The sequence below is a fragment of the Bradyrhizobium sp. Leo114 genome (assembly GCF_055229415.2).
In genome coordinates this window covers 17,913-41,508 of record NZ_JBUYEN020000007.1, presented here as the reverse complement: position 1 = coordinate 41,508, position 23,596 = coordinate 17,913, and the positions used below count along the sequence as shown (strand labels likewise).

Sequence of the window (23,596 nt, the reverse complement as noted above, 5' to 3'; positions counted from 1 at the left end):
CGTTAAGCGTTGAGATGAAGCATTTGCGCTCGCGCGCCGTGGAAATAGGCCCGCACCCAGGGATGGTCGGATTCCAGCACCGATTTCAGCGGACCGAGCGCGGCGATCTTGCCGTCGGCCAGCGCCGCGACGCGGTCGCAGACCGCGTAGAGCGTGTTGAGGTCGTGGGTGACCATGAATACGGTGAAGCCGAGCGTCCGCTGCAGCGTCTTGATCAGGGAATCGAATTCGCCGGCGGCGATCGGGTCCAATCCGGACGTCGGCTCGTCCAGGAACAGGAGCGCAGGATCGAGCGCGAGCGCACGCGCCAGCGCCACGCGCTTGACCATGCCGCCGGAAAGTTCGGAAGGAAACTTGTCGCCATCATCGACGGTGAGGCCGACCATCTCGAGCTTCGCATTGGCGATCTCGTCCAGCAGCGACGGCGACAGATGCGCGGCCTCGCGCAGCGGAAATTGCACGTTCTGCCGCGCGTTCAGCGCCGAGAACAGCGCGCCCTGCTGGAACAGCACACCGCTCCTGCCGCCGTTTTCGGCAAGCTCGATGATGCCGCCGCGTTTCGGCAGCAATCCGATGATCGTGCGCATCAGCACGGATTTGCCGCCGCCGGACGCGCCGACGAGACCCAGGATTTCGCCCTGACGGACATCGAGATTGAGATGGTCGAGCACGATCTTGCGGCCGAAGCCGACGACAAGATCCTGCACGTGGATGGCGATACGTTCTTCGGTCACGGCTACATTCCGATCGAGGCGAAGAACACGGCGAACAGGCCGTCGAGCACGATGACCAGGAAGATCGACTTGACGACGGAGGACGTCGTCTGCTGCCCGAGCGATTCCGCGCTGCCCTTGACGCGAAGCCCTTCGCTCGCCGCGATCAGGCCGATGACCAGCGCCATGAACGGCGCCTTGATCATGCCGACCTCGAAACTGTTGATCGAGACCGCCTCATGCAGCCGCGCGATGAAAATCGCCGGGCCCATGCCGCCATAGAGCCAGGTGACGAGCCCGCCGCCATAGAGCGCAGCCATCGAGCCCAGGAAGGTGAGGATCGGCAGCGCGATCACCAGCGCCAGCACGCGCGGCAGGATCAGCACCTCGACCGGATCGAGGCCCATGGTCGTGAGCGCATCGATCTCCTCGCGCATCTTCATCGAGCCGATCTCGGCGGTGTAGGCGCTGCCGGAACGTCCGGCCACCATGATCGCGACGATCAGGACGCCGAGCTCGCGCAGCACCAGGATGCCGACCATGTCGACGACGTAGGAATCGGCGCCGAACTTGCGGAAGTGGAAAATGCCCTGCTGGGCGATGATGGCACCGATCAGGAACGTGATCAGCACCATGATCGGGATCGCACGCCAGCCGACCTGGCCGAGTTGATAGACGGTGGAGGTGAAGCGAAACGATCGCGGATGGCGCAGCGTCCGGAACAGCGCGATGCCGACGCTGCCGAGCATGTCGAGGAAGACCATGGTCTCGGCGATGACGCCACGTCCGACCCGCTCGAGCAGATCGGCGAGCGCGTTGGTGCGCCGAGCGGGTGTCGGCGGCCTGCGGTTCAGTTTCCGAACTTCACCGATCAATCCGGAGTAGCTGGCGGAAAGGCCGGTTATCTCGGCTTCGCTCGCTTGCGTCGTTCCGCCGCGCGCCAGTTTCTCGATCAGCCAGGCGCCCACCGTGTCGAGCGCGGTGATCCCGCTCAGGTCGATCTTGCGGATGCCATGCGCAAGCCGCGGCTGGATGCCCGCGCACAGCTGCTCCAGAATCTCGACATTGGCAACCGTCCACGCGCCACGCGGATGGAGCGAGCGGACCGCGCCGTCATCCATGGTCAGGTCAGGGGCACTGTTCAAGATGATACCTCCGGAAGTCCGGAGGCGACCCTAGCCGGGCCGGCGGGCAATCGTTTGACACAGCGCAATAGATGCCCAGGCGGTCCGGGACCTTGGGGGCGTGACGCTGCCGCAGGGCTATGCGGCAGCATCGTAGCCCGTTCGATCAGCGGCCGGAGTTAGTTGATTCCGGTTCCGCCACGCCCACTGCCGTCATTCCGGGGCGATGCGCAGCATCGAGCCCGGAATCCATTTCTCCGCCGCCCCTTGCTGCCTGATGGATTCCGGGCTCGCGCTGCGCGCGCCCCGGAATGACGGGCCGTTATTGCTGAGCTCGAGAGCGGCCCCGGGTTACGCTGGCGCTCCAGCCGGGCTACGGGCCCTCTATCGCGCGAGCGCTGCTGACACCGATTCGGCCAACGGCGTCGTCGGGCGACCGATGAGCGCGCTCAATTGCCTGGAGGCGTCATAGAGCGCGCCGTTGGCTGCTTTGGCATCGCTGTCCGCCAGGAGCGCCGCGAAGGCTTCCGGCAGGCCGATCGACACCAGCGCAGCCTTGTAATCGACCTCCGGCAGATCCTTGTACACGACGGGCTTGCCGGACTGCCTGGCGATCTCGGCGGCATAGTCGGCGAGGGCGTAGCCATTGTCGCCGGCAAGCTCGTAGATCTGGCCCGCCTGGTTGTCGCGGCTTGCGAGCACGGCTGCCGCAGCCGCGGCGTAATCGGCGCGCGCGGCGAGGGAGAAGCGGCCATCCGCTGCAGAACCCAGCACAGCACCGTGCTGGATCGCGGCGGCAATATTCCCGGTGTAGTTCTCGGCGTACCAGCCGTTGCGAAGGAACACGAAGGGCACGCCGGATGCGCGGATCAGCGCTTCCGTCTTGCGGTGCTCCTCCGCCAGCGCCAGCGGGCTGGTGTCGGCATGGAGGATGCTGGTGTAGGCGAGCAGCTTCACGCCCGCCGCTTGCGCTGCATCGATGACATGGCCGTGTTGGCGGACGCGCTGCCCGATCTCGCTCGAAGAGATCAGAAGCACCTTGTCCACGCCTGTGAGCGCGGCCTTGACGGCGGCGGGGTCTTCATAATTGGCGGTGCGAAGCTCGACGCCGCGCTCCGCCAGGTCTTTGGCGGCGACGGGGTCACGGACGATGCCAACCAGATGCGCACCGGGGGCGATCCGCAAGAGCTCGGCGATGACGAGGCGGCCCAACTGGCCGGTTGCCCCGGTGATGGCGATACGTTCGGAAATTGTCATGTTCCTCTTCCTGGTCTAAAATAGAGACCAAGCCTAGATACGAGGCCGCCGGAGATCGCGGAAGGAGGCAGGTTTTGGTGACAGGGTTACGCGAAAATAACCTTGGGTCGGCCCAGGAGTGCCTGGGGCAGCGCTTCCAGACCTGGCGCGGCGGCGAGTTCGACCTCGCGCTTTGCCCGGTCCGCGGCATCCTGGATCGTCTCGGCGACAAGTGGACCACGCTGATCTTGATCGTGCTCGCGCAGCGACCGCATCGCTTCAGCGAGATCCGGCGGTCGATCCCCGACATCTCCAAGCGCATGCTGACGCAAACGCTTCGCGACCTCGAGCGCGACGGCATGATCACGCGCCGCGTGTTCCCGACCAAGCCGCCGAGCGTGGAGTACGGATTGACAGAGCTCGGCGAATCCCTGCTCGAACCCGTGGCCCAACTCGTCACTTGGGCGGAGACAAGCCAGACGAAGATCGCGATGGCGAGATCGGCGTTCGATGCGGCGGAAGCGTCGCGGGGCTAGGCAGCCCCGGATCTCACGACGGATCGAAGCCGAGCGCGACTTCCACGGTCATGGAATCGGGAAGAGCCGGCGGTATCTGCGGCAGCGGCTGAGCGCGGCGAATGGTATCGATTGCGGCCTGATCGAGCACGGCTTGACCGGAGCTGGTCTTGACCCAGGCGCCGAGCAATTTCCCGTCTCGGCCGACCGAGAAGACCGCAAGCACCGTCCCCTGCAGATGCTGCCGCTTGGCGGCCTGCGGATAGCGCTGGAATTTGTCGATATGACGCACCAGGATGTCCCTGAACTGCAGCTTCGCGGGGGTTGGCACGGCGTCCGCGGAACGCAGCGGGATCCTGCTCGAAACGGCAGCTTCGGAAGACGAGGTCTCTTCGACCGGGAGTGCCGCGAGCGTGTTGCGCGACATCTCGGCCGGCGTCTCAGTCGGAGCCTTGCCCGGGTTTGCTGCGTTCACGGCCGTTGACTGCGAAGCTTGGTTCACGGGAATCGGCTGCGGATCCGGACGCGGCAACAGCCGGACCTCGACGACTGCCGTCGGCTCGGCCTGCCCGCCAGCCCTGTGGAGCTGAAGGTGAAGCCAATACACGCCGCCCACGAAAAGTAACCCGACGATCGCCGGAAACAGCATCAGCCGAAAGCCCTGCCCGAACAGCGAGGCATCCGGATCGTCATCGGTCACGAAGGATTTCATCGCGCAGTGCTTACCGTGACGATCGCGCGCACGGGCTGAGGGGCTTCAGCGCCGACATGCGCGCCCAATAGCGAACCCCGCGCCAGCATCCGGTCATCTCGTTCGTGCCTGTCTTCCGTGGAATCATCCGGCCCGCAAAGCGGCTCGCCAGCGAGGGGCGCGGCTTCGGCCGGAAGCTAGCTCATATAGCCTCTTTGTGACAGAAATCTATTCCTGCCAAGCTCCCGGCAAGGCCTATTCGAGCGTGATGAGATGGCTAAAGCATGAGCCGGAAAACCGCTTCACACTTTTCCGGATCATGCTCTAGAACAGCAGCACGCCGTCGTCGTGCACCTCCGGCTCGGGCCGGTGCGGCGTGGATTTTGACATCACGCCGAGGCGCTGCAGGACGCCCCGATGGACCTGCCGCTCCCGTTCCATCGTGTACTGCGCGAACAGATCGTCCAGCACCGCCTCATCGCTCGAAGTCAGCGACAGCTTTCCGATCGTTGCGCTCGACGCCTCGACGCGCGAGGCAGCAGCCGGGAGGGACGCGGATGCCTCGCCGAGCGCGGTCATCAGATCGTGGGCACCACCCATCAGGGCCTCGAATTCGGCACCCTCGTGGACGAGCCGGTCCATCAACCGATCGAGCCGCGCGTTGCCGGCCTCGACCTCCTGCAGCGTTTGCAGAATCGACGGCTCGAGCCTGGTCAATTGCCCGGGATTTCCATGAGCGCGCAACTCCTTGAGATCGCCTGCAGCGCGCTCGATGCGGTCGAGGATCGGCTTCAGCCTGGAAGCGCCGGCGGAGACCTGATCCGCGGTCATCTTGAGCTCGTTGGCGATCACGACGAACGCATTGCCCTTCACGCCCAGATGGCCGGCCTTGAGGCTGGCATTCATGCCGATCAGGATGATGTCGACGACGGCCTCGCCAAGGCCCGCGATCGCCAGGCGAAACTTGCCGAGCGTATCCTCGACGACGGAGAGGGCAGCATCGACCGATCTGCCCGAATTCTCGCAGGTCGCAATCAGCTCCGAGGCCTGCGCCAGCGTTTGCTTGATGACGGCAAGGAATGACGGGGCCTCGCCGTCATGGCCGCCATATACCGAGCGACCTTGCGCAACCACGCCGGTCGCATCGGCAAGGATGGCATTCAGCGAACGGACGATCGCGCCGATATCATCGCCGAACTCGCGATCCGCATCCTTGAGCTGCGCGGCCTGGAGCTGGCAGATGATCTGGGCTCTTTGCGCACTGGCATCCGCTTCGAGCGCCGGAACGGTGCTTACCGCTGCGACAGCGACACGACGCAAGCCGCCGCAGACATGCTCCAGACGTTGCCGCGTGCTGTCGCCCGACTGCAGCGAGATGATCGCGCTGCCGACGGCATCGGCGATCTTCTTGGTGCTCCTGCCCGCGAGCTCGACAAGATGGACGCTCTTGTCCTGCTGCTCGCGCATCCCTGCATAGGCCGAGATCAGACCGGCGCTCGCCGAGAGAAGCTGCCCCCGATAGAGCTTCTCGAATTCCTTCTGCCTGTTGAGCGCAGTTTCGACCGCTACCGACAGCAGCTTCTGATCGCGCGCGCAGCCTTCGATCGAATGCTGCACCGATTGCCCGAGCTCGAATACCTCCTTTGTGAAATCAAGGAAGCTGTCGCGCTCGCCGTCCAGCGACGCCGCCTCGATGCGCGCGCTCCGCGCGATGATGGAGATCATCTGGATATGCTTGAAGAGCGGCGCGATCTGCGCGGATGCCGCCTCGGCATCCTCGCCGATCCGGCCGAGAAGCGCGCTTTCCGCCGGCAGTGCCTCGGCCAGCGCGTTCAAGCAGCCGGCGATATCCTGAAGCGCCGTCGAAGCGCCTTCGATCTCCGCGCCCGACATTTCGCGCGAGAGCCCGGTGAGCGCGCCCTCGAGCTCCTTGAACAGGGCGTGACCGCGACCGAGATGATTGCCGACCTTGGCAAAACTATCCTCGATGCGGGACGACACCTCCTCGACGGAGGCAACTGCCGCAGCAACCATGCCGGTCTGGATGTCGGGAGAGGTCATTGCATCATTCCGTCAGCGCAGGTTGTCCGGCCTGGTGCCAGAGCATGATCTCGCGCGCGATGTGGTTGAGCGAAACCACCTTCTCCACGGCGCCGTGCGCGATCGCCTCTTTCGGCATGCCGAACACCACGCAGCTCTCTTCGTCCTGCGCGCGCGTCGCCGCGCCAAGCTTGCGCATCTCCAAAAGGCCCCTCGCGCCGTCGTCGCCCATCCCCGTCATGATGATGCCGAGCGCATTGCGGCCGGCATATTGGGCCGCCGAACGAAACAGGACGTCGGCCGAGGGCCGATGCCGCGACACCGGCGGGCCGTCCTTGATGGCGATGCTGTAACGCAGGCCGGTTCGTTGCAGCAGCATGTGGCGGGCGCCGGGCGCGATATAGGCGCAGCCCGGCTGCACCGGCTCGCCATCCTCCGCCTCTTTCACCGTGATCTGGCAGGCGGCGTTGAGACGCCGCGCGAACGCGGCGGTGAAGCCCTGCGGCATGTGCTGAACGATCAGAATTCCCGGACAAGTCGGCGGCAGCGCCTCCAGCACATCGAGCAGCGCCTCGGTGCCGCCGGTCGAGACGCCGATGCAGACGATGCGTTCGGTGGTGGGGCGCGAACGTCCCTGGATCGGCGGCGGCATGATGGCATCCGCGGTCAGCTTCTTCTCGACGATACGCCGCTGCTGGCGTGGGCGCACGCGCGCACGCGCCGCCGACTTCACCGCTTCGCGCAGCCGGCTCGAGCATTCCAAGAGCGCCTGCCGCGTATCGATCCGTGGCTTTGGAACGATATCGACCGCGCCGGCCTCGAAGGCTTCGAACATCTGATCGGAGCCCTCTTCGGTGAGCGAGGAGCAGATGATCACCGGGATGGGGCGCTGCGCCATGATCTTGCGCAGGAACGTGATCCCATCCATGCGCGGCATCTCGATGTCGAGGATGATCACGTCGGGCAATTCGTTCTGCAGCCGCCGCGCCGCAGCGAACGGATCGGAGGCGGTCGCCATCACCTCGATATCCGGATCCTCGCTCAGGATGGTCGTGAGAATCTGGCGTACCGACGCCGAATCGTCCACGATCAGCACGCGAAGTTTCTGCTTTGGCATTGCCGTGCGCTCCACGTCGCTAGACTCTAAAAACTGTCGGCTGAACCTGCTTCAACGTCGGCACCGTGTTGTGGATCATCGATTCGGAATGCCCCACCAGCAGATAGCCTCCCGGCCGTAAGTGCGAGCAAAGCTGATCGACGACCTTGCGCTGCGTCTGCCTGTCGAAATAGATCAGGACGTTCCGGCAAAAGATGATGTCGACGTCGCGGTCCACCGGATAACTGGAATCCATTAAATTCATCCGCATGAAATTCGTCAGTCGCCGCAATTCCGGCACCACGCGGACTTCGTTGCTCGATCGGTCCTTCGACGACAGGAAGTAGCGCTTCACGAACTCGGACGGCACCGGCGCGATGACGTCGCGCGTATAGATGGCGGCCTTGGCAAGCCGCAGCACCGCGGTCGAGATATCCGTTCCGAGGATGCGAAACTGGAACCTTGTGCCAGACCTCGTCATGTCGTCGAGAACCATCGCGGTCGTATAGGCTTCCATGCCGGTCGAGCAGGCCGCGCTCCATATCTTCAACCCGTGCGAGCCGCGGCCGCGCGGCTTCAGCAGCGCCGGCACCGCGATCTCCTTCAAGAAGGTGAAATGCGCCGGCTCGCGGAAGAAATCCGTCTTGTTGGTCGTGACCACATCGATGAGATGGGTGAGCTCGTTGTCGGGCAGGCCATTGTCGAACAGATGCTCGACATATTCGTTGAGCCCGGGATAGTTGAGCGCGCGGACGCGCTTGTGCAGCCGCCCTTCCAGCATCAGGCGCTTGCCGGCAGGCAGCTTGATGCCGACCTGCCCCTCGATCAATTCAGCGATCGTGCGGAATTGACGATCGGATAAATGTACCCCGGCTCCCAGCATCGCCGATGTCGCAAGTCTAGGCTGCGGCTGATGCGTCGACGCGGGCCTCGTCGGCGGACACTTCCGCATCGGCCATCAATCGTGCGAGATCGAAGATGATGACGAACTTTTCTCCCTTGCGTCCGATGCCCGCGATGTAGTCGGATTGCCAGCGTCCGCCGACCGAGGGCACGGGACCAATCGAATCCTCATCGATGTCGGTGACCTCGAACACGCAGTCCGCCACGAAGCCGACGCCGACCAGGCGGTCGTTCATCGGCACGTCCAGGATGATGATGCGCGTCGCCTCCGTTGCCGGCACGCTCGGCAGATCGAGCTTCAGCCGGAGGTCGACGATCGGATAGCCGCTGCCGCGCACGTCGATCATGCCGAGCATGAAATGCGGCGCGTGCGGCAGACGCGAAATCGGCCGCATGTCGAGGATTTCACGGACATTGCAGATGCTGATGCCGAAGGTCTCCCCGGCGAGACCGAGCGTCAGATATTGAGCGGTGCCGGCCATGTTGCGTCCTTCCGGTCAGAGATCGCGGGGACTCGCCTCGAAGGCCAGGCCCCGCGTGTTGCTTTTCTGAGCATGATCTTTTCGGAAAACCGGTTCCCCACTTTTCCGGATCATGCTTTAGCGCTGAAAATCGGCGTCGCGATCGTCGCTGTCTTCCATCGCGAAGGCGAAGCCACCGCCGGCGGCGGCCTTGAGCGCACGTGCCGGCTTGGCGACGGGCTTGCGCTCGGCGGCTGCCATGCTCGCGGCTTTCGCGCGGAGCTGGCCGACGGCCCGGTCGATCGGCATCGCAGCCGCGGGCCTGTCCTTTGCCTGGTCGATACGGAAATAGGCGATCGTCGACTGCAGCTGTTCGGCCTGGGAGGCGAGCTCTTCCGAGGTCGAGGAGACCTGCTCGGATGCGCTGGCGTTCTGCTGGCCGACCTTGTCGAGCTGCTGGATCGCCTGGTTGATCTGCGCCGAGCCGACATCCTGCTCGCGGCAGGCCGCCGTGATCTCTTCCACCAGCTCCGCCGTCCTCTTGATGTCGGGCACCAGCTTGGCCAGCATGCTGCCCGCTTCCTGTGCCACCTTCACGCTCTCTCCCGACAGCGTGCCGATCTCGGCCGCGGCCGCCTGGCTGCGCTCGGCGAGCTTGCGGACTTCGGAAGCGACCACCGCAAAGCCCTTGCCATGCTCGCCGGCGCGCGCGGCCTCGACCGCCGCGTTCAGGGCGAGCAGGTCGGTCTGGCGCGCGATCTCCTGCACGATGGTGATCTTTTCGGCGATCGTCTGCATTGCCTCGACGGCGCGGCCGACCGCGGCACCGCTGGCTTCGGCATCCTTCGCCGACTGTCCCGCGATCTTTTCGGTCTGGTTGGCGTTCTCGGCGTTCTGCTTCACATTGGCCGCCATTTCCTCCATCGAGGAGGACGCTTCTTCGGCCGAGGAGGCCTGCTCGGTCGCGCCTTGCGAGAGCTGTTCGGCGCTGGCCGAGAGCTCCTGGCTGCCGGCCGAGACGTTCTGCGCCGCCGTCAGCGCTTCCGCGACGATGGTGCGGAGCTTCTCGACCATGCGCTCCAGGGCCATGCCGAGCGTATCCTTGTCCGACAGGCGCTTGGCGTCGACGGTGAGATTGCCCTGCGCGATCTCGTTGGCGACGGCCGCCGTTCCGTTCAGGTTCACGGTCATCGCATTCAGCGACTTGACGAGGTCGCCGATCTCGTCGTTGCTGACAACGTCGATCTTCTGGCTGAGATCACCGATCGCAACCGCATCGGCAAGGTTTACGGCACGGCTGAGTCCGCGGCTGATATTGAGCGCAATCCAGGTCGCCGCCACCACCGCGATCACGAGCGAGGTGAGCACCAGGATGACCAACAGCATCTCGGCGCGCGCCCCGTCCTGCCTTGCCTGCTCGGTCTGCTCGGCCATCGCCGACTTGACGAGCGAGATATAGGCGTTTGCGGCTTCCAGCGCGTCGGCCACTACCTTGCGACCGTCGTTCATCGAACGATCCGTCGCCGCCGCCTTGTCGACCTTGGCCAGGCGGACCGTCTCATCCTGATAGGCATTCATCTTGACGTAGGCGGCCGAGAAAGCATCGATCAGCCTTTTGCCCCTGTCGGTTGCTCCGGCATAGATCTCGTCCCTGGTCTTGAGCAGCGGCTCGCGAATCTTCGCCAGGTCGGCAACGAACTGGTCATAGTTCTTTTCCGAAGCGATGATGGAGTTCTTCTCGGCCCGCACCTGAAGCAGGATGCCCTTTTCGAGTTCGGCGGCCTTGTCCATGCGTCCGGCCCGCGAAACGAGACTCTCGGCCGTGCCGACCATGTCGCTGAGCTTCACGTAGCCCACCGCGCCCGCGACCATGGACAACAGGATGACAAGGCCAAAGGCGCCGGCCAATTTTGCTTTTACGGTAAGTCTCATTTCAGCCCCCAAGAGAATGCTCGAATTGTTGGTCGGACCGCAATCAATCCAACCTGCCAGTCCACCAACGCTTCACTCCTCAGCGCTGAAAATCAGCGTCGCGGTCGTCCCCGTCTTCATCCAGCTCGAAAGCGAAGCCGCCGCCATTGGCAACCTTGAGGGCGCGACGGCCCTGCGGCTTCGCCCCGGCGGCCGGCGGCTTCCTGGCGCCGCGATCGGCGGCCGCCATTGTCGCAGCCTTCGCGCGCAGTTGGCTGACCGCCTTGTCGATCGGCGCGGCGGCGGCCTTGCGACCCTGGTCGATGCGGAAGAAGGCGATCGTCGACTGCAACTGCTCGGCCTGGGAGGCCAGCTCTTCCGAGGTCGAGGAAACCTGTTCGGATGCGCTGGCGTTCTGCTGGCCGACCTTGTCGAGCTGCTGGATCGCCTGGTTGATCTGCGCCGAACCGACATCCTGCTCGCGGCAGGCCGCCGTGATTTCCTGGACCAGGTCCGCGGTTTTCTTGATATCGGGCACGAGCTTGGCAAGCATGCTGCCCGCCTCTTGCGCGACCTTCACGCTCTCCGTTGACAGCGTGCCGATCTCGGCGGCGGCCGCCTGGCTGCGTTCGGCGAGCTTGCGCACTTCGGAGGCGACCACGGCAAAGCCCTTGCCATGCTCGCCGGCGCGCGCGGCCTCGACCGCGGCGTTCAGGGCCAACAGATCGGTCTGCCGCGCGATCTCCTGCACGATCGTGATCTTTTCGGCGATCGTCTGCATCGCTTCGACGGCGCGGCCGACTGCGGCGCCGCTGGCCTCGGCATCCTTGGCCGATTGCGCCGCGATCTTCTCGGTCTGGTTAGCGTTGTCGGCGTTCTGCTTCACATTGGAGGCCATCTCCTCCATCGAGGAGGAGGCTTCTTCAGCCGAGGACGCCTGCTCGGTCGCGCCCTGCGAGAGCTGCTCGGCACTGGCCGAAAGCTCCTGGCTGCCGGCCGAGACGTTCTGCGCCGCGGTCAGGGCTTCCGACACGATCTGCCGCAGTTTCTCGACCATCACGTTCAGCGACTTGACGAGATCTCCGATCTCGTCGTTGCTGGCATTGGGAATGGTCTTGCTGAGATCGCCATCGGCGACTGAGCCTGCAAGATCGACCGCACGTCCGAGCGAGCGGCTGATGCTGATCGAAATCCAGAGCGCCGCCGCGACCGCAACCGCGAGCGAGATACCAATCAGGGTCATCAACATCAGTTGCGCCTGGTGGCCCGCCTCCTTCGATTGGACAGCCTGCTCGGCCATCTGCCTCTTCGTATTCGCGACATAGGCGCCCATGGCCTCGAGCGCATCGGCGACGACCTTGCGTCCCTCATGCATCGAGCGCTCCGTGGCCTTGGCCTTGTCGGTCTTCGCCAGCTTGATGGTATCTTCCTGGAAGGCGTTCATCTTGGCGTAGGCGCCCGCAAACGTGTCGAGCAGCTTCCTGCCGGCCTCGCTCGCCAGTGCGTAGACCTCGTCCTTTATCTTGAGCGCCGCCTCGCGGGTCTTCGCTGCCTCCGCGGCAAACTGCTCGACGTCGGCTTCCGTCCCCAGAATCGCATTCTTCTCCGCTCGAAGCTGGAGCAGGATGTCCTTTTCGATCTGCGTCGCCTTCTCCATCCGCGTGGCGCGCAGCACCATGCTGTCGGCGGTCTCCATCATGTCGCCGAGCTTCATGTAGGCGACACCGCCCGCGACCGCGGACAGGACGATGATCAAACCGAACGCAACGGCCAGCTTGGCCTTGACCGTAAATCTCATGTGCAGCCCCCAACCTCAGTCTCGCCCCCGAGACGTCCTCAATTCAGGATACGTTCCATATTCGGTACGATGACGAACTCTTCACGCCACTTGGTGATGAAGCGGATGAACTCCGGCTTCCAATGCATGCCGACGCGCGGCGTCTGCTGCACGTCGGTCCGCGAGATCTCGGTGACCTCGTAGACCTTGTCGGCGGTGACGCCGACCAGGACCGGCTCGTTGTCGATGCCGACCTCGATCACGACGATCCGTGTCTCCGTGGAGGCTTCGGTCTGCGGCATCCCGAAACGGATGCGCAGGTCGGCCAGCGGAATGACATTGCCGCGCACATTGATCACGCTGGGCACGAACGAGCGCGAGCCGGCCACTTTCGTCGCGGGAACCGGATCGATGATCTCGCGCACCAGGCCGGCATCGAGCGCGAATTTCTCGTCGCCGAGCCCGATCATGACCACCTGCATCGAACCGTCCTCGACGGTCCCGGCGCCCTGCTGCGGATCTGTCGCCATCTATGCCGCCTCGCTCATCTGCTGCTTTTCCGCTCGCGACTGCGCCAGCGCGACGAGTTGCGCCACGTCGAGAATAAGCGCGGCGGTGCCGTCACCAAGGATGGTCGCGCCGGAAAAGATCGTGACGTCGGAATGCAATTTCGAAAGCGACTTGATGACGGTCTGATGATTCCCGATGATCTGGTCGGCAACCAGCCCGACGCGCGTCTCGCCGGTCGAGATGATGATCGTCTTCTGATGCAGTCCGGGTGATCCGGGCACATCGAGAATGTCGCGGAGCCGCAGGAAGGGCACGAGGTTGCCGCGCACGTTGAGGAAATTGCGGCCACGCGAACGCTCGTCGTCCGCCGTGAGCTCGACGCACTCCTCGACCGCCGGGAGCGGAATGATGTAGCGGCCCTCGCCGACCCGTATCAGCAATCCCTCGATGATCGCAAGCGTCAGCGGCAGGCGCAGCGTGACGCACGTTCCCGCGCCGGGTTTCGTCGACAGATCGATCGAGCCGCGCATGTTCTCGATGGTGCGCTTGACCACGTCCATGCCGACACCGCGGCCGGACAGCGCGGAGATGGTCTGGGCGGTCGAGAACCCCGGATGGAACAGGAATTGATGGATCTCATGATCCGACATCGCGGCACCGGGCGCGATCAGCCCCTGCTCTTCCGCCTTGGCGCGGATGCGCGCGGTGTTGAGCCCGCCGCCATTGTCCTTGACGGTGACGAGAACCTGTGCGCCGGAATGGATCGCATAGAGCTCGATCCGCCCCTTCTCGGTCTTGCCGGCCGCCGCGCGCGTCTCGGAATCCTCGATGCCGTGATCGATCGCATTGCGGATCAGGTGCACGAGCGGATCGGCGAGACATTCGATCATGGTCTTGTCGAGCTCGGTATCCTCGCCCGAGGTGACGAATTCGACCGGCTTGCCGAGGTCGCGGGACAGATCGTGGACCAATCTTCGGAAGCGTCCGAACAGCGAGCCGATCGGCACCATCCGCGCGCCCATCGTGGTGTCGCGCAGGCTTCCCGCCAGCCGCTCGATCTCCTCCGCGATCATCTTGATCGAGAGATCGGAGCCGGCTGCGGCCAACTGGCTGAGCCGCGCCTGGGCGATGACGAGCTCTCCGACTCGGTCCATCAACTCGTCGAGCCGTTCGGCCTGGACGCGGACCGTGGCGATGCCGCGCTCTTCCGCGCGCTTCGGCTCGTCGCGCTTCCGTTCCGGCGGCGTCGCCGGCTCCGCCGCAGCGGGGACCGAGGAAGCGGTCGGCGCCGGGGCCGGAACCGGAGGAGCCACCGGCTCGGCTTCCGCCATTGCGAACGTCGGCGCCGCGCGCTCGACCTGCGCCAGCGGCACCAGCGTCAGCTTCATCTCGTCCTGCACGAACATGAAGACGTCGTCGATAGCGTCCTTGTCGCAACCGCTATGCAGCGTGACGTCCCATTTCAGGTAGCAGTCCTCGGGCTCCAGCTCGTCCAATAGCGGCACGCCATCGGTGACCGGCACGACGAAGCAGGGACCGAGCTTGCAGAGATCATCCAGGAGGTCGAGCGGATTGGAGCCGTTGCGGAGAATATGCGACTCGAATTCGAGGCGCAGTTGCCAGCCCGCCGGTCGGCTCTCGCTTGCCGGCGGGGTGTCGATCTCAGACTCGACCGGCAGGACCTGCTCGACAGGTGAAACGAAACGCTTCAGATCATCCAGGATGGCGTCGCCGATGATCGAATCGGCGCTGTCAGGCGCTTCGATCAGGGCGCGGATGTAATCCTTTGCAGCCAGCGCGACCGCGATCAGCTCCTGGGTCGGCTTGATCTCGCCTTTGCGGACCAGCTCGAAGGCGGTCTCGAATTCGTGGGTGAACGCGGCGACCTTGTCGAAGCCGAACATCGCGCCGGAGCCCTTGATGGTATGCAGGGCGCGAAACGCCGAGTCGACCAGCTCGCGGTCATCGGGACGCAGGCCAAGATCAAGCAGGGCGCCTTCGAGCGTTTCGAAAAGCTCGCTCGCCTCCTGACGGAATATCTCCGTCGGGTCCATGCTGCTCATGACCGCACCAGCTTGTTGACCACCGCGAGCAATTGCTCAGGCTTGAAGGGCTTGGTGATCCATCCGGTGGCGCCGGCGCTCTTGGCTTCCTGCTTCACCGCGTCGTTGGACTCGGTGGTGAGGAAAACGATCGGCAGGCCGACCTGCGACGGCAGCTTGCGCAGGGCCCTTATCAGTTCGAGGCCGTTCATGACGGGCATGTTGAGGTCGGTGATCACGAGATCAAGCTTGCCTGCCTGCGCCTTCGCCAGGCCCTGCGCGCCGTCGCCCGCCTCGATCACGTTGTGACCGGCCGGCTCGAGCACGACCTTGATCATCTGGCGGATGCTGGGGGAATCATCGACCGTCAGGACCGTAGCCATCACGCGCCATCCTTGTTGTGAAAATGTTGGTCGATCATCGCATCGCTGGAGAAGCCTGCGCGGCGAAGGGTATTGCGGAGGCTTTGCGAGAATGCAGTCAGGACGACCGGGCGGCCCTGCGCCTTGCCGGTCTCCGCGGTGGAAAGCAAAAGCTGGATCGAGGTGACGTCGGCCTTGTCGACAGCGGAGCAGTCGATCTCGAGCCGATCATTGCGGCTGAAGGCCTCGCGGATCGTGTCGTAGACTTGGCGGATCGACGCGATGCTGCAGTCCGGTGGCAACTGCAGCCACCGTTTGGACTCTGTCACGTCAGCCATTCACCGCCCCCGCATTCCCAGAGATTCGCTTTAGCCGGAATGCGAATCTCTTTCGGCCGAAGTATCGGCAGAGATGGTGATTAAGATGTTAATCAACCGCGATTCCATGCAAGATGACCGTAGGATTACGGTGCGCGGGATTCGACGGGTAGCCTGGTAGGATTCGCGCCTGCATTCACGCGCATCGAAAAAGCCATGCAATCGGCGATTGTCAGGCTTAGGTCGACGTTAAGAGCCTGCACAGTAGCTCTTGGTCTCGTACAACCGACCGTGCGTACCAGGACGTCAGATGCTTACACAAGCGCTTCTCGTTGACGACAGTCGTTCTGTCCTCGACTTCCTCACGCGGCTCCTGGAAGCCGACGGTACCGTGCAGGTCACGGCGTACACCTGTCCGCTGCAGGCGATGATATCGGCGATGCAACGCCAATATGACATCGTCCTCGTTGACTATGAGATGCCGAGAATGGACGGCGTCACATTCATCCGCGAACTCCGTGCGATCGAGAACTTCGGCAATATTCCGATCGTGATGATCACCTCGGTACAGACGGACGACGTGCGCATGCAGGCGCTCGAGGCCGGCGCCACCGATTTCCTGCCGAAACATCCGCAAACTCTGGAGACCAGGGTCCGGCTGAGAAATCTCATCCGGCTCGGCATTGCCGTTCGGCAACTGAACGACCGCGCAGCCGATCTCGTCCGGGAAGTTGCCAGCGCCACGAAGAAGCTGCAGGAGCGCGAGGAGGAGATCATCCTTCGTCTGGCGCTCGCCGTCGAATATCGCGATAACGATACCGGCGAGCACACGCTTCGGGTAGCGAAATACAGCCGCATCATCGCCGAAGAACTCGGCCTGCCGCCGCGGCTCATCCGCGATATCTATCTTGCGGCCCCCCTGCACGACGTCGGCAAGGTCGCGATACCCGACAGCATTCTGCTCAAGCCCGGCCGGCTGAATGCGGAGGAGATCGCGATCATACGCACCCACGCCGTGATCGGCGGACGCATTCTCGCCGACAGCCATTGTGAACTGATCCAGCTTGGAGCCGAGATCGCTGCAGCTCATCACGAACGCTGGGACGGCAGCGGCTATCCCAACGGGCTCAGGGAAACCGACATTCCGATCGCGGCCCGCGTCGTCGCCGTCGCCGACGTCTTCGATGCGCTCACAATGAAGCGTCCCTACAAGGATCCAATGCCGCTTGCGGAGGCGCGTCGTTACCTCGAAGACAACAAGGCGCGCCAATTCGATCCTGCCTGCGTCGAGGCCTTCCTGTCACGCTGGAACGAAGTCGTGACGATCGCCACCGGGCAACATGCGATAGCACCGTGGCAGGCCGAAATGCGCACGCTTTCGACGGCCGTCTAGCTTCAACTGAAACCAAGCTGCTGGCGCGGGATGATTTTTCCTCGAAGCATCATCGCGCTCTATCTTCTTGTTTGAGCATGATCTTTTCGGAGAACCTGTATCCCGCTTTGCGCTAACGCGGCCCTCCGGGTCCGGATCATGCTCTGAGTTGTGTAACGTCGTTGTGAGCGGGCAGCTCCCGCCTGCAACCTGCGCACGAATGCGCTCACGCGGCATTGAGAGAACGTGAGAAGACGCGCTCTTTAAACAGGGTGTCGCGATCCGCACTTCGAAAGGGGAGCCACGCTCCATTGGCTCCGCTTCCTGATGGAGAATACCCATGTCTGCAATCAAGCTCTTGTCGATCGCGCTGGTCGCTGCGGCGACGCTTGCAACTCCCGCGATGGCTCGCGAACACACGCGCCACGCTCTGCGTGCTAATGCCGCTGCCGTTGCGGCGCCGGAGCAGGTCTATGTCGGCGGACCGGGCTGCGTTCCCGCCCCGCGGGTAGGCGCGTTTGCCTCGCAGCCCTGGACCGACGGCAACGTTCCCTGTGAACCCGGCACCGGCTATGGCTATTACGGCTACGGCTATTACTGATCCGGTCGCTTCGGACCACCGTTGAACGAGTGTCCTGTCAGTCGAGCTGACGGTCGAAACTGAAGAGGCCGGACCGCTTGTGCGGTCCCGGCCGCTTTTTTTATTGGTAGTATCGTAGATTCAAATCCCGCTGTCCGGCGCATGCGCGCATCAGTGGATTAGCGCTGCGCTATTGCTGCGCTCCGCGCAGCGCTGCGCAAAGAAAATCCCAAGCGATATCTCACTGCATTCCTAAAGACGAATTTAGTGGATGCGCCGCCGAACGCGCCTACGTTCAAGCCGTCGGAGAATCCGGTCGGCTCGGTCGGCTGGCGCATTCGATGCGAGGCGCTTCATTCACGGAGAGGAAGTGTCATGATGAGACGATTGACAGCGATCCTGGCAACGACCCTGCTTGCAGGATTGTTCACAGCGAATGCCGCTGTCGCGCAAGTGACGGGCATGGCGACGCCGACTCCGACGCTTGACGCAACCTCTCCGCTCGGCAGCGCGGGCTCGCCGGTCTCGCCAACGGGAATTCCGCTGGGCGCAACCGAGCTCTCGTCCGCGGGAGTCAGTCCGCTCGCGGCTCCCGCGACGGGCACGATTGCAATTCCAAGCGGCGGCACGGTCTGTTCGACAGTTGGAACAGCGCCGACCCAGATGTTCGGATCGACCGCCACCTTCGACGGCGCCGGAATGGCGGTCGGATCGACCGCGCCTGCAACCGCGGCCATGGCGGGCAATACCGCCGCGACACCGGGCCTATCGCCATTGATTTCACCGACATCGGGCGTATCGACGACGTCAGGCACGCTGGAAAGCTCGGGCATGGCGACAGCATCCGGCATCATCGACACATCGGGAACGTCGGGGATGTGCGGCTCAGGCTCGACGAGCGTCATTGCATCATCGACACCGTCGTCGACCTCACCCACGACAATGGGCGGTGTCAATCGAACCGGAATTCCCCTCGACTCGACCGAGATCGGCAACCTCGGCGTCAGCTCGGCGGCGCCGGTGCCGACGCCCGGCGTATCGCTCCTTCCAGGCGTCGTTGGACCGGTTGCGGCCCTCCCGACCGTGCCGACGGTTCTCACTCCCGCTCCAACCGCCTCCACCTCCACGATGGCGGGCAGTGCCTGCTCAATCCTCACTGCGGGCAGTGTCACGTCATCGGCAGCTATTCCGGGTTGCTAACAAATCTCTCAGCGAAGCCCAGACCATGAAAAAGAAGATCGTTGTCGGTGCCGTCATGCTGACCGCCGCAGTGGCGACCGGCGCTCTGCTCTACGCTATGCATGACTTCCCGTTCGAGACGGCCGCCGCAGCGCCGGCCCGGCCGTCCCCGGTGCCGATCGTCGCCGGAACGGTCAGCCAGCACGACGTGCCGATCTATCTGACCGGCGTCGGCACCGTGATCGCCTACAACACCGACGTGGTGCGCGCCCAGATCCAGGGGCAGATCTTCACCATCAACTTCACCGAAGGCCAGCATGTGCATGCCGGCGACCTGCTGGCGCAGATCGATCCGCGCCCCTATCAGGCGCTAATCGATCAGTACACCGGAGCACTGGAACGCGATCAGGCACAGCTCGCCAACGCCAATGCCAACCTCGTCCGTTACACCCAGTTGGGGGCCAAAGGCTGGGCGACACCGCAACTGATCGAAACCCAGAAGGCGCAAGTCGGGCAGTTGGACGGCGCGATCACAACCGACAAGGCGCTGATCGAGGCCGCGAAGGTGCAGCTCAGCTTCACGCGCCTGACCTCACCGATCGACGGCGTGGTCGGGATCCGCCAGATCGACGTCGGCAACATCATCAGCCCGTCGAGCACGAACGGTCTCTGCGTGGTGACCCAGCTCGATCCGATTTCGCTGATCTTCACGCTTCCGGAGACGGTCCTGCCGCAAATCCAGAAGCAGCAGCAGATCACCAAGGCGCCGCTCACCGTCCTCGCCTATAACCAGGACGACACGATCGAGCTCGGCCAGGGCCAGCTTGGCCTCGTCAACAACGAGATTCTGCAGACCACGGGCTCGATTCAGCTCAAGGCCAATTTCTCCAACAAGGAGAACAAGCTCTGGCCGGGCGAGCTGGTCAACGCGCGATTGCTGCTCGACACGAGACACAACGGTCTCACTGTGCCTGCGGCGGTGATCCAGCAAGGTCCGAACGGAGCCTATGCGTGGGTCGTCAATCCCGACAACACCGTTGCGATCCGCCAGGTCAAGGTGGCGCAAATCAGCGACGGACAGGCGCTGATCGATTCCGGACTCTCGGCAAATGAGCGGGTGGTGGTCGACGGCCAATACAAGCTGCAGCCGGGCACACATGTGATCGCGCTCCATGGCAAGGCGGCCGAGGAAGCCGCCGCGCAGGACGCAATGCAGACGCCAATCCCATGAATATTTCCGCACCGTTCATCCGACGGCCGATCGCGACCGCCCTGCTCATGGTGGGCTTGTTCGTAGCTGGGCTGGTCGCCTATCCGCTGATGCCGGTGGCGGCGCTGCCGAACGTCAACTATCCCACGCTGACGGTGACCGCGCAGTTGCCGGGCGCCGATCCGCAGACCATGGCGTCCTCGGTGGCATCGCCGCTCGAGCTGCAGTTCGGCGAAATCCCGGGCCTCACCCAGATGACGTCGGCGAGTGCGCTCGGCTACACCCAGATCACGCTGCAGTTCGATCTCAGCCGCCAGATCGACGGTGCGGTGAGCGACACGCTGTCGGCCATCAACGCCGCTTCCCCTTATCTGCCGACAGGCCTGCCGTATCCGCCGACGATCCGCAAGGTCAACCCGGCCGACACGCCGATCCTGGTGCTCGGCATCACCTCGGACAGTCTGCCGCTGACCACGGTGGACGCCTATTCCGAGAACATCCTGCTGCAGAAGATCTCGCAGATCTCCGGCGTCGGTCTCGTCGGCGTCGGCGGCCAGCAGAAGCCCTCCGTCCGCATCCAGGTCGACCCGGAGGCATTGGCCGCCCGCGGCATCAATCTGGAGGATCTGCGGACAGTGCTGGGCCAGGCCAATGTCGATCTGGCGAAGGGCACGCTCAACAGCCCGCGCCAGACCTACACGCTCAACACCAATGATCAACTGTTCAAGCCCGACCAATATGCCGATCTCGTCGTCGCCTATCGCAATGGATCTCCGGTCCGCATCCGTGACATCGGACGCGCGATCAGCGCGCCGGAAAACGACCTGATCGCCGGCTGGTACAACAATCAGAGGGCGATCCTCCTGGCGATCCAGCGCCAGCCCGGCGCCAATGTCATCGATACGGTCGCGCGCATCAAGGCGATGATGCCGGTGCTGCAGGCCTCGATTCCCGCCGGCATCAAGATCAACGTCATTTCCGACCGCACCGATACCATCCGCGCATCGATCGCCGACGTGCAGTTCACGCTGCTGTTGACGATCGGGCTCGTCGTCATGGTGATCTTCATCTTCCTGCGCAGCTTCTGGGCGACCATCATCCCGGCGGTCACCGTGCCGCTGTCGCTGGTCGGAACTTTCGCGATCCTCTACGAGATGGGCTATAGCCTCGACAATCTGTCGCTGATGGCGCTGTCGATTGCGGTCGGCTTCGTGGTCGACGACGCCGTCGTCGAGATCGAGAATATCACGCGTCACATCGAGGAGGGGCTCTCGCCCTATGACGCGGCGATGAAGGGATCCGGCGAGATCGGCTTCACCGTCATGGCGATCACGTTCTCGCTCATCGCCGTCTTCATCCCCCTGTTCCTGATGAGCGGCTATGTCGGGCTGCTGTTCCGCGAATTCGCGATGACGGTGAGCGTGGCGCTGGTTCTGTCGCTGGTGATCTCGCGCACGCTGACGCCGATGATGTGCGCCTACCTGCTCAAGCCCGAAAGCAACTCGCACGGCCGGCTCTATCGATTGTCCGAACGCGGATTCGACGCGCTGCTCAACCTCTATGAGGTCGGCCTCAGGATCGTGCTGCGTCATCGCTTCATCACGCTGATGGTGATGCTCGGCACCATCGTGCTGACCGGTTATCTCTACGTCGTCATTCCCAAGGGCTTCTTCCCGGAGCAGGACACCGGGCTGATCCTCGGTCAGTCGGAAGCGTCGCAGGATATCTCCTTCAAGGCGATGGCCCAGCGCCAGCAAGCCCTGCTCGACGTCATCATGCGCGATCCCGCCGTCGCTTCCGTCGGGGCCGCGGTGGGCGCCGGTGGCGGCGTCTACACGGTCAATGACGGGCGCGTCTACATCCAGCTCAAGCCAGCCGACCGGCGCGATCCGATCGACAAGGTGATCGCGCGATTGCGGACCAATCTCGCCAAGATCCAGGGCGTCACGCTGTACATGCAGCCCGCCCAGGACATCACGATCGGAGCCCGGCTGAACAAGACGCAATTCCAGTACACGATGAACGATGCCGATCCGGGCGAGCTCACCCGTTGGGCGGGCCTGTTCCTCGACAAGATCAGAACGATCCCCTCGATCACCGATGTTACCACCGACCAGCTCAATGCCGGGCCGCTGCTCGACATCACCATCAAGCGCGAAGTCGCCTCGAGCTACGGCATCCTGCCCTTCACCATCGATAACACGCTGGACGATGCGTTCGGGCAGCGCATCGTCTCGACGATCTACACCACGCTGCAGCAGTACCATGTCGTCATGGAGGTCAATCCGAAGTTCCAGTACTCGCCCGATGCGCTCAACGGCATCTATGTGAAATCTTCGAGCGGGCAGCAGGTGCCGTTGTCGACGCTGGTCGATTCGGTCGTGAAGGTCTCGCCGCTCGTCGTCAATCACCAGGGGCAGTTCCCGTCGGTGACGATCTCGTTCAACCTTGCGCCGGGTGCCGCCATCGGCCAGGCCGTGAGCACCATTGATGCAGTGAAGAAGGAGCTGAATCCACCGCTCTCGCTGCAGACCAGCTTCCAGGGCAACGCCCAGGCCTTCGGCGCCTCGCTGTCGAGCACGCCGATCCTGATCCTCGCCTCGCTGTTCGTGATCTACCTGATCCTCGGCATCCTCTATGAGAGCACGATCCATCCGATCACCATCATCTCGACCCTGCCGTCGGCCGGCGTCGGTGCGCTGCTGTTGCTGATGGCGGCCCATTTCGATCTGACCGTGATCGCGATTGTCGGCCTCATCCTGCTGATCGGCATCGTCAAGAAGAACGGCATCATGCTGGTCGACTTCGCGATCCACGCCGAACACAATGAAGGACTCAGCACGGAAGAGGCGATCTACCAGGCCTGCATCAAGCGGTTCAGGCCGATCCTGATGACCACGATGGCGGCAATGCTCGGCGCCGTGCCGATGATGGTGGGCACCGGCGCGGGCTCGGACATCAGGCAGCCGCTCGGCTATGCCATTGTCGGCGGCCTCGCGGTGTCGCAGATCCTCACGCTGTACACGACGCCGGTGGTCTATCTCTATCTCGACCGGCTGCAGATCTGGCTGTTCGGCGAGAAGGAGGCGGCAACCTCCCCCGTCCAGCCCCAGGCAATGCCGGCCGAATGAGACGGCGCCGGCCGCCACTATGCAGATTGCGTCGCTTCATACAGATCGCTCACTCCCGACTTTGTGAATTCGGCATCGTGCACCGCGCACCTACATAAGAGTTTGAAACCATGAGTTGCGGAGTTGAGTATGCCGAGCAGGGAATATTCGAGCCCAGCGCAGACCTTGCGCCGGGTCGCGGAAAGCGTGAGCGACCAGGCAGTCGCCGATCGTCTCAAGGTTCTTGCCGAGAGCTATGAGCGGCGGGCCGAAATGGCTTCGCAGGCCGATCTGGCCAAGAATTAGGCTGAAGTCGCCGATTGCCGCCGAACGCGCGGAACCATCAGCCTTTGTTGAGCCTCCCTACCGAATGTTAATGGGCTTTCCGGCCCTTAATCGTTCAATATGTCGACCTGGAATGTTGCAGGAACCGGGCTGCGGCGACAT

Annotated in this window: 21 protein-coding genes; 6 read left to right on the top strand and 15 right to left on the bottom strand. The window is 63.6% G+C overall.

What is annotated here, in order from left to right; genetic code table 11:
• Positions 1-2 precede the first annotated feature (2 nt).
• From ACZIRK_RS10345 to ACZIRK_RS10335, 3 genes are all read right to left on the bottom strand, one after another.
• Positions 3-734 carry an ABC transporter ATP-binding protein gene (locus ACZIRK_RS10345; protein WP_028167201.1) on the bottom strand — a complete coding sequence of 244 codons (732 nt, stop codon included), beginning with the start codon at positions 732-734 and terminating at the stop codon, positions 3-5.
• Positions 735-736: 2 nt separating this feature from the next.
• A complete protein-coding gene (locus ACZIRK_RS10340; RefSeq protein ID WP_130229912.1) occupies positions 737-1,834 on the bottom strand; it encodes an MlaE family ABC transporter permease in 1,098 nt (365 codons plus the stop codon).
• A 387-nt stretch (positions 1,835-2,221) separates the two neighbouring features.
• Positions 2,222-3,094, bottom strand: coding sequence for an SDR family oxidoreductase (locus ACZIRK_RS10335; RefSeq protein ID WP_130229910.1), 873 nt, complete (start codon positions 3,092-3,094; stop codon positions 2,222-2,224).
• Between the two features lie 77 nt (positions 3,095-3,171).
• Here ACZIRK_RS10335 and ACZIRK_RS10330 point away from each other — a divergent pair, with 77 nt between their 5' ends.
• Positions 3,172-3,609, top strand: coding sequence for a winged helix-turn-helix transcriptional regulator (locus tag ACZIRK_RS10330; RefSeq protein ID WP_028167204.1), 438 nt, complete (start codon positions 3,172-3,174; stop codon positions 3,607-3,609).
• Between the two features lie 13 nt (positions 3,610-3,622).
• Here the strand turns inward: ACZIRK_RS10330 and ACZIRK_RS10325 are convergent, their stop codons facing one another.
• From ACZIRK_RS10325 to ACZIRK_RS10275, 11 genes are all read right to left on the bottom strand, one after another.
• Positions 3,623-4,288, bottom strand: coding sequence for an energy transducer TonB (locus ACZIRK_RS10325; protein WP_165435575.1), 666 nt, complete (start codon positions 4,286-4,288; stop codon positions 3,623-3,625).
• A 315-nt stretch (positions 4,289-4,603) separates the two neighbouring features.
• Positions 4,604-6,340 (bottom strand): chemotaxis protein, encoded by a 1,737-nt coding sequence (locus ACZIRK_RS10320; protein ID WP_165435576.1) that lies wholly within the window; start codon positions 6,338-6,340, stop codon positions 4,604-4,606.
• Between the two features lie 4 nt (positions 6,341-6,344).
• Complete coding sequence (locus ACZIRK_RS10315; protein ID WP_463327339.1) at positions 6,345-7,436, bottom strand: protein-glutamate methylesterase/protein-glutamine glutaminase; 1,092 nt, start codon at positions 7,434-7,436, stop codon at positions 6,345-6,347.
• Positions 7,437-7,455: 19 nt separating this feature from the next.
• Positions 7,456-8,298: a CheR family methyltransferase gene (locus ACZIRK_RS10310; protein WP_130231606.1), complete on the bottom strand. Its 843-nt coding sequence runs from the start codon at positions 8,296-8,298 to the stop codon at positions 7,456-7,458.
• A gap of 16 nt (positions 8,299-8,314) precedes the next feature.
• Positions 8,315-8,800: a chemotaxis protein CheW gene (locus ACZIRK_RS10305; protein ID WP_028167208.1), complete on the bottom strand. Its 486-nt coding sequence runs from the start codon at positions 8,798-8,800 to the stop codon at positions 8,315-8,317.
• 117 nt (positions 8,801-8,917) lie between these two features.
• Positions 8,918-10,711, bottom strand: a complete 1,794-nt coding sequence (locus ACZIRK_RS10300) for a methyl-accepting chemotaxis protein (protein ID WP_130231604.1) — start codon at positions 10,709-10,711, stop codon at positions 8,918-8,920.
• A 79-nt stretch (positions 10,712-10,790) separates the two neighbouring features.
• On the bottom strand, positions 10,791-12,488 hold the full coding sequence (locus ACZIRK_RS10295; protein WP_463327338.1) for a methyl-accepting chemotaxis protein: 1,698 nt from the start codon (positions 12,486-12,488) through the stop codon (positions 10,791-10,793).
• Positions 12,489-12,526: 38 nt separating this feature from the next.
• On the bottom strand, positions 12,527-12,997 hold the full coding sequence (locus ACZIRK_RS10290; protein ID WP_130225919.1) for a chemotaxis protein CheW: 471 nt from the start codon (positions 12,995-12,997) through the stop codon (positions 12,527-12,529).
• The gene (locus ACZIRK_RS10285; protein ID WP_130225920.1) at positions 12,998-15,040 is read right to left on the bottom strand and encodes a chemotaxis protein CheA; all 2,043 of its coding nucleotides are present in this window, start codon (positions 15,038-15,040) and stop codon (positions 12,998-13,000) included.
• Entirely contained in the window at positions 15,037-15,402 is a 366-nt protein-coding gene (locus ACZIRK_RS10280) for a response regulator (protein ID WP_027580048.1), read from the bottom strand. The genes ACZIRK_RS10285 and ACZIRK_RS10280 overlap by 4 nt, the downstream gene beginning before the upstream one ends.
• Positions 15,402-15,719 (bottom strand): STAS domain-containing protein, encoded by a 318-nt coding sequence (locus tag ACZIRK_RS10275; protein ID WP_028167213.1) that lies wholly within the window; start codon positions 15,717-15,719, stop codon positions 15,402-15,404. The genes ACZIRK_RS10280 and ACZIRK_RS10275 overlap by 1 nt, the downstream gene beginning before the upstream one ends.
• A 289-nt stretch (positions 15,720-16,008) precedes the next feature.
• Here ACZIRK_RS10275 and ACZIRK_RS10270 point away from each other — a divergent pair, with 289 nt between their 5' ends.
• Both ACZIRK_RS10270 and ACZIRK_RS10265 read left to right on the top strand, forming a co-directional pair.
• Complete coding sequence (locus ACZIRK_RS10270; RefSeq protein ID WP_130225921.1) at positions 16,009-17,091, top strand: HD domain-containing phosphohydrolase; 1,083 nt, start codon at positions 16,009-16,011, stop codon at positions 17,089-17,091.
• A 319-nt stretch (positions 17,092-17,410) separates the two neighbouring features.
• Positions 17,411-17,671, top strand: coding sequence for a hypothetical protein (locus tag ACZIRK_RS10265; protein WP_130225922.1), 261 nt, complete (start codon positions 17,411-17,413; stop codon positions 17,669-17,671).
• A gap of 332 nt (positions 17,672-18,003) precedes the next feature.
• Here ACZIRK_RS10265 and ACZIRK_RS10260 read toward each other — a convergent pair whose 3' ends face one another.
• Complete coding sequence (locus ACZIRK_RS10260; RefSeq protein ID WP_130225923.1) at positions 18,004-18,750, bottom strand: hypothetical protein; 747 nt, start codon at positions 18,748-18,750, stop codon at positions 18,004-18,006.
• Positions 18,751-18,875: 125 nt separating this feature from the next.
• On the opposite strand from ACZIRK_RS10260, the gene ACZIRK_RS10255 reads away from it, so the two are divergent.
• The 3 genes from ACZIRK_RS10255 to ACZIRK_RS10245 all read left to right on the top strand — a co-directional run bounded on the left by ACZIRK_RS10255 (position 18,876) and on the right by ACZIRK_RS10245 (position 23,455).
• Positions 18,876-20,060 (top strand): efflux RND transporter periplasmic adaptor subunit, encoded by a 1,185-nt coding sequence (locus ACZIRK_RS10255; protein ID WP_130225924.1) that lies wholly within the window; start codon positions 18,876-18,878, stop codon positions 20,058-20,060.
• Positions 20,057-23,170: an efflux RND transporter permease subunit gene (locus ACZIRK_RS10250; RefSeq protein WP_463327337.1), complete on the top strand. Its 3,114-nt coding sequence runs from the start codon at positions 20,057-20,059 to the stop codon at positions 23,168-23,170. Before ACZIRK_RS10255 ends, ACZIRK_RS10250 begins: the two co-directional genes overlap by 4 nt.
• Before the next feature lie 129 nt (positions 23,171-23,299).
• Complete coding sequence (locus tag ACZIRK_RS10245; protein ID WP_165435208.1) at positions 23,300-23,455, top strand: hypothetical protein; 156 nt, start codon at positions 23,300-23,302, stop codon at positions 23,453-23,455.
• The last annotated feature ends 141 nt before the right edge of the window (positions 23,456-23,596 follow it).

Coding starts and splice junctions, on each gene's coding strand:
- ACZIRK_RS10340 (WP_130229912.1), bottom strand. CDS start 1,834: ATGGATGACGGCGCGGTCCGCTCGCTCCATCCGCGTGGCGCGTGGACG.
- ACZIRK_RS10335 (WP_130229910.1), bottom strand. CDS start 3,094: ATGACAATTTCCGAACGTATCGCCATCACCGGGGCAACCGGCCAGTTG.
- ACZIRK_RS10320 (WP_165435576.1), bottom strand. CDS start 6,340: ATGACCTCTCCCGACATCCAGACCGGCATGGTTGCTGCGGCAGTTGCC.
- ACZIRK_RS10315 (WP_463327339.1), bottom strand. CDS start 7,436: ATGCCAAAGCAGAAACTTCGCGTGCTGATCGTGGACGATTCGGCGTCG.
- ACZIRK_RS10310 (WP_130231606.1), bottom strand. CDS start 8,298: ATGCTGGGAGCCGGGGTACATTTATCCGATCGTCAATTCCGCACGATC.
- ACZIRK_RS10305 (WP_028167208.1), bottom strand. CDS start 8,800: ATGGCCGGCACCGCTCAATATCTGACGCTCGGTCTCGCCGGGGAGACC.
- ACZIRK_RS10300 (WP_130231604.1), bottom strand. CDS start 10,711: ATGAGACTTACCGTAAAAGCAAAATTGGCCGGCGCCTTTGGCCTTGTC.
- ACZIRK_RS10295 (WP_463327338.1), bottom strand. CDS start 12,488: ATGAGATTTACGGTCAAGGCCAAGCTGGCCGTTGCGTTCGGTTTGATC.
- ACZIRK_RS10290 (WP_130225919.1), bottom strand. CDS start 12,997: ATGGCGACAGATCCGCAGCAGGGCGCCGGGACCGTCGAGGACGGTTCG.
- ACZIRK_RS10285 (WP_130225920.1), bottom strand. CDS start 15,040: ATGAGCAGCATGGACCCGACGGAGATATTCCGTCAGGAGGCGAGCGAG.
- ACZIRK_RS10280 (WP_027580048.1), bottom strand. CDS start 15,402: ATGGCTACGGTCCTGACGGTCGATGATTCCCCCAGCATCCGCCAGATG.
- ACZIRK_RS10275 (WP_028167213.1), bottom strand. CDS start 15,719: ATGGCTGACGTGACAGAGTCCAAACGGTGGCTGCAGTTGCCACCGGAC.
- ACZIRK_RS10270 (WP_130225921.1), top strand. CDS start 16,009: ATGCTTACACAAGCGCTTCTCGTTGACGACAGTCGTTCTGTCCTCGAC.
- ACZIRK_RS10265 (WP_130225922.1), top strand. CDS start 17,411: ATGTCTGCAATCAAGCTCTTGTCGATCGCGCTGGTCGCTGCGGCGACG.
- ACZIRK_RS10255 (WP_130225924.1), top strand. CDS start 18,876: ATGAAAAAGAAGATCGTTGTCGGTGCCGTCATGCTGACCGCCGCAGTG.
- ACZIRK_RS10250 (WP_463327337.1), top strand. CDS start 20,057: ATGAATATTTCCGCACCGTTCATCCGACGGCCGATCGCGACCGCCCTG.
- ACZIRK_RS10245 (WP_165435208.1), top strand. CDS start 23,300: ATGCCGAGCAGGGAATATTCGAGCCCAGCGCAGACCTTGCGCCGGGTC.